The organism is Kitasatospora sp. NPDC056800 (assembly GCF_042789775.1).
Lineage (GTDB): Bacteria > Actinomycetota > Actinomycetes > Streptomycetales > Streptomycetaceae > Kitasatospora.
Genome location: NZ_JBHUAL010000356.1, coordinates 1 through 4,003, shown reverse-complemented (window position 1 = coordinate 4,003; position 4,003 = coordinate 1). Strand labels below are relative to the sequence as shown.

Sequence of the window (4,003 nt, the reverse complement as noted above, 5' to 3'; positions counted from 1 at the left end):
GCAGGATGCTCCCCGGGGGCACGGCCGTGGGGGGGGGCGGGAGGGCCCACACCGACCCCACGTACCCCCCCCCGGGCGCGGGGGGGGGGGGCGGGCGGCGCCCCCGGGGCCGCCGGCCCCCCCCCCCCACCCCCGGCAGCATCGCCCCGAGGGACGGCTCGGACGCTCCCGGGGCGGTCCGACCTCCGAGAGCCAACAAGCAGTGCCGGAACGGCTGAAACCGCACTCTGACGACGACCTCCCTGTGAGCTCGCCCGCCATGAGGGCTACTGCGCCCACTTCGACGAGGGCGGCGAGTCCCGCGCAGGCGTGGCGGGGGTTCTACGCGGAGGACGCGCTGCTCACCTTCGAAGGCCAGCAGGTCCAGGGACGACAGGCCATCGAGGCGAAGCTTCGGGACCTGAGCAACGTCGACAGCCAGCGGCTGTCCGACGGGGGCGTGCTCACCGTTGTCGTCGGCAAGCTCGGATTCGACGACTCGGCCGTCGACTTCACCGAGACCTTCGTGCAGACGCTCACCGGCAACCACCTCTCCCTCAGCCGCCACGTCTTCCGGCTGGCTTTCTCGCCCGCCTGGCGGAGGTGGCTCTGGAGCCGAGCCGCACCTGGGCGCGGACGGCCGCTGCCGCCCGCTGCCCCCGGCCGTCACGCCGCGACTGCGGGCGGACCGCCCGCAGTTGGAGCCCGTGGGGGAGAAGACCCGCCTCCCGCGAATCGAACCGGGCCCCGGCCCCGCACAGGAGCGGGGAGGGCCCGGCCGGAGGGGTGGCTTGGAGTCGTGCACGGGCGCGAGGCCGGGGACGCCGTCGGCGACCGGACTGCCGAGAGGGGTCCGTAAGGGCGCGCGCGGGCTCTGGCCATGGACGGCGGAGCGGGAAGTCGGCGGGGCCGACTTCTCACGCGAGGCGTTCGGGGGCGGCTGTGAGGTGCCGGCCGTCGTGGGAGCGGACGCGGGCGGGGCCGGGGTGCAGGGCGTCTAGGACGCGGACGGCGTAGACCTCGGCCATGCGGTCGGCGACCTCGTCGGGGGCCAGCCAGGCGATGGCGGTGGACTCGGAGGAGAGCCGTTCGGCGCCGCCGGTGGGGTGGCAGCGGAAGACCAGGGCGACGACGCCACGGACCATGTTCTTGTAGACGCCCGTGAGTTGGTCGACGCCGACCTCGATGCCGGTCTCCTCTCGGATCTCGCGGCACAGGCCGTCCTCGACGGTCTCGGCGAGCTCGAGGACGCCGCCCGGCGGCTCCCAGGTGCCGTTGTCGGCCCGCCGGATCGCCAGCACGCGCCCGTCCTCGCGGACGACCACTCCCGCGACGGACACGGAGTGGAGCGCTGCGGGGGAGGAATCGGCGGCGCCGTCCCCGCAGCCGTTCCGGCCGCCGCTGTTCATGGTGGTGCCCTCCTGGTTGAGCGGTGGAGCAGGAAGTCGGCGGGGCCGACTTCCTATGCGCGGGCCGGGTCGGTGGGGATGGTGTTGCCCCGGGACCAGAGTTCCTCGATGTGCTCGGCGAAGCGGTCGAACATGCCGTTCTCCTCGCTGCGCCGCAGGTGCATCAGCGGGGAGTCGTGGCCGACGGTGCGGGCCAGGTGCGGGGTGACCAGGGCGTGTTCGTCGAAGCGGAAGACGGACAGGCCGATGTGGTTCGGGCCGTCCTCCGGGGAGCTGAAGCGCGCCTCGACGCCCTGGCTGCCGGAGAGCTTGGCCAGGTGCTCCAGCGTGACCCGGATCCGGGTGGACACGGTGAGGGCCACGTCCTCGATCTGCTCGCGCCGGCGCGTCGTCCCGGACTCGGGATCGCCGAGGAGGAAGCGGATGCGGCAGCCGCTCTCGGCCTTGCGCCGCAGGGTCTGGAGGAGGGCGGGCTGCTCCAGCCAGACGAAGTAGTTGGTGTACCCGGCGAGGAAGACCTCGGACCGCGCCTCGGCGATCAGCTGCGCCCAGACCGACTGAGGGCAGGCCGACCGGTGCGGATAGACGGCGAACACCTCCCGGTCGTGCCCGGTCTTGACGTTCGCCCGGACGCTGTTGGGCCAGATCACTCGTTCATCAACCCCTGAAGCCGCGCAGACATCGATACGGTTCCGCTGATGCGGCACCAGCGCCGCATCGGAGAGCCGGCGTTCCACTGTCCCAGGCGTAAGAAGCCGTTGGTGGGTCTCCTGGAGGAGCGGGAGCCGGCCGCGCGCGAGCGCGTGGAGGGGCTTCGGGAGGCGGCGGACCGGGTACTCGCTGAGCCCGCCGAAGCGGAGACGGCCCGGACAGGCAGGTGAAGCCGGCCCGGAAGCCGGTGATTCCTCCGGGCCGGTGCCCGCGACGAACGGTCCCGCAGGAGTCTCCCTACCGAGGGCCCGCGCGATCGGGCTCGATCGTCCCGGTGTGGCGTCCCGCGCTTTCCACGGACGCGCTCGCTCCCCACCGCCAGCGCGTCCTCGCCACGCTCACCGGGCAAGCATCCGGCGGGAAGCCGGTGATGTCCTGTCAGAAGATCAACTTCCGTACTCGGACTGGAGCCGGTTCCGGCTAGTGTGGAAGGAGTTCGATCGAGGATGAAGCGGCCGCCCGACCGGGGCCGGGCCGACGAGCCCGCCCCGGGACGGTTCACGCTCGCCGCCGGGCCGGCCGGCGGCTCATGGGCCTCGTCATCGGCCACGGCACCATCCGCTCACGCATGGCGGGGCAGCGATTCGTCTCGTCCTCGCGTGATCGCCAACGAAAGAGCAACCGATGCAACCGATTGTCCTGTTCGACCTGGACGGCCTCTTGATCGACTCCGAGCCGGTCTGGGACGCGGCAAAGCGTGACGTGTTCGGTCCGCTTGGCCTGCACCTCACAACGGAGATGCAGGCGGCGACGCGCGGGCTGCGGCAACGGGACATGGTGGCCTACTGGTTCGATCGGGCCACGATTCAGGCCGACCCCGACGACGTCGAGCGGCAGATCGTGGCCGCCGTGTGCCGCAGGTTGGAGGGAGTGGCGCTGAAACCCGGCGCCGAACACGCCGTCGCGGCGTGCGCGCGTGCATCGAGGGCGATGGCCGTCGTGTCGTCTTCGCCGGAGTCGGTGATTCGGCATGCGCTCGCGAGCACCGGCCTTGACCGATCCTTCGATGCCGTGTTCTCGGCCGAAGACGACGAACACGGCAAGCCCCACCCGGGTGCCTATCTCCGCGCAGCCGCCGCCCTCGGCGCGTCACCCGACGAATGCGTCGTGATCGAGGACTCGCTCAACGGCGTCCTCGCCGGCGTGTCAGCCCAGATGACGGTCGTCGCCGTTCCCGAGGCCGCTGATCGCCGCGATCCTCGCTTCGCGATTGCCACGCTGGTACTGGAGTCCCTCGAGGATCTCGATACCTCTGTATTCGGCGCGTATGTGTCCGGGGGGAGCCGGGGCGCCACGTGGGCATCGCGTGCTGTGGATCCTCAACCGTTCCGCGAACCGGATCGTGCTGTATGACGCCCTCGATCGTGGGTTCGGGCCTTCACGGGTGAAGGCCCGAACCCACCCCGGGACGGTTCACGCTCGCCGCCGCTTCACCCGGTTGTGGGCGCCTCCTTGGAGGTGATCGGGGTGGCGGCCGACGGCCTGGCAGGATGACGGCATGGAACGAGTGCTCGGCATCGGCGGATACTTCCTGCGGGCCGCCGACCCGGCGGCGCTGGGCGCCTGGTACCGCGACTGCCTGGGGCTGGACGCCGACGAGCACGGCCTGTGGCAGCAGGAGGCCGGGCCGACGGTGTTCGCGACCTTCGAGTCCGGGACCGACTACTTCGGGCCCCGCGGCCAGCAGACCATGCTCAACTTCCGCGTCCGCGACCTGGAGGCGATGCTCGCCCAGCTGCGCGCCAAGGGGGCCGACGTGGCCGGGGAGACGCAGGAGATGGACGGGGTCGGCCGGTTCGGCTGGGTCACCGACCCCGAGGGCAACCGCATCGAGCTCTGGCAGCCCGCCTGACCGCGCCGCCCGCGGACACGCCTCCGGCCCGGCGCGGGAGTCCGCGCCGGGC

General features: G+C 72.2%; 5 protein-coding genes. 3 read left to right on the top strand and 2 right to left on the bottom strand.

Features of this window, described 5'->3' with window-relative positions; all coding sequences use genetic code 11:
* Nucleotides 1-259: 259 nt before the first annotated feature.
* A complete protein-coding gene (locus ACFRQN_RS40080; RefSeq protein ID WP_380745587.1) occupies nt 260-838 on the top strand; it encodes a ketosteroid isomerase family protein in 579 nt (192 codons plus the stop codon).
* Between the two features lie 58 nt (nt 839-896).
* Here the strand turns inward: ACFRQN_RS40080 and ACFRQN_RS40075 are convergent, their stop codons facing one another.
* Both ACFRQN_RS40075 and ACFRQN_RS40070 read right to left on the bottom strand, forming a co-directional pair.
* Nucleotides 897-1,388, bottom strand: a complete 492-nt coding sequence (locus ACFRQN_RS40075; RefSeq protein ID WP_380745585.1) for an NUDIX hydrolase — start codon at nt 1,386-1,388, stop codon at nt 897-899.
* 53 nt (nt 1,389-1,441) lie between these two features.
* Nucleotides 1,442-2,038, bottom strand: coding sequence for a DUF5919 domain-containing protein (locus ACFRQN_RS40070; RefSeq protein WP_310593047.1), 597 nt, complete (start codon nt 2,036-2,038; stop codon nt 1,442-1,444).
* A gap of 685 nt (nt 2,039-2,723) precedes the next feature.
* Between ACFRQN_RS40070 and ACFRQN_RS40065 the strand changes: the two genes are divergently transcribed.
* Both ACFRQN_RS40065 and ACFRQN_RS40060 read left to right on the top strand, forming a co-directional pair.
* On the top strand, nt 2,724-3,452 hold the full coding sequence (locus ACFRQN_RS40065; protein WP_380745582.1) for an HAD family hydrolase: 729 nt from the start codon (nt 2,724-2,726) through the stop codon (nt 3,450-3,452).
* Between the two features lie 145 nt (nt 3,453-3,597).
* A complete protein-coding gene (locus ACFRQN_RS40060; protein ID WP_049650880.1) occupies nt 3,598-3,951 on the top strand; it encodes a VOC family protein in 354 nt (117 codons plus the stop codon).
* Nucleotides 3,952-4,003 lie beyond the last annotated feature (52 nt).

Bases quoted from the DNA above. Each gene is read 5' to 3' on its own strand.
- ACFRQN_RS40060 (WP_049650880.1), top strand. From the start codon at position 3,598: ATGGAACGAGTGCTCGGCATCGGCGGATACTTCCTGCGGGCCGCCGAC.
- ACFRQN_RS40065 (WP_380745582.1), top strand. From the start codon at position 2,724: ATGCAACCGATTGTCCTGTTCGACCTGGACGGCCTCTTGATCGACTCC.
- ACFRQN_RS40080 (WP_380745587.1), top strand. From the start codon at position 260: ATGAGGGCTACTGCGCCCACTTCGACGAGGGCGGCGAGTCCCGCGCAG.
- ACFRQN_RS40075 (WP_380745585.1), bottom strand. From the start codon at position 1,388: ATGAACAGCGGCGGCCGGAACGGCTGCGGGGACGGCGCCGCCGATTCC.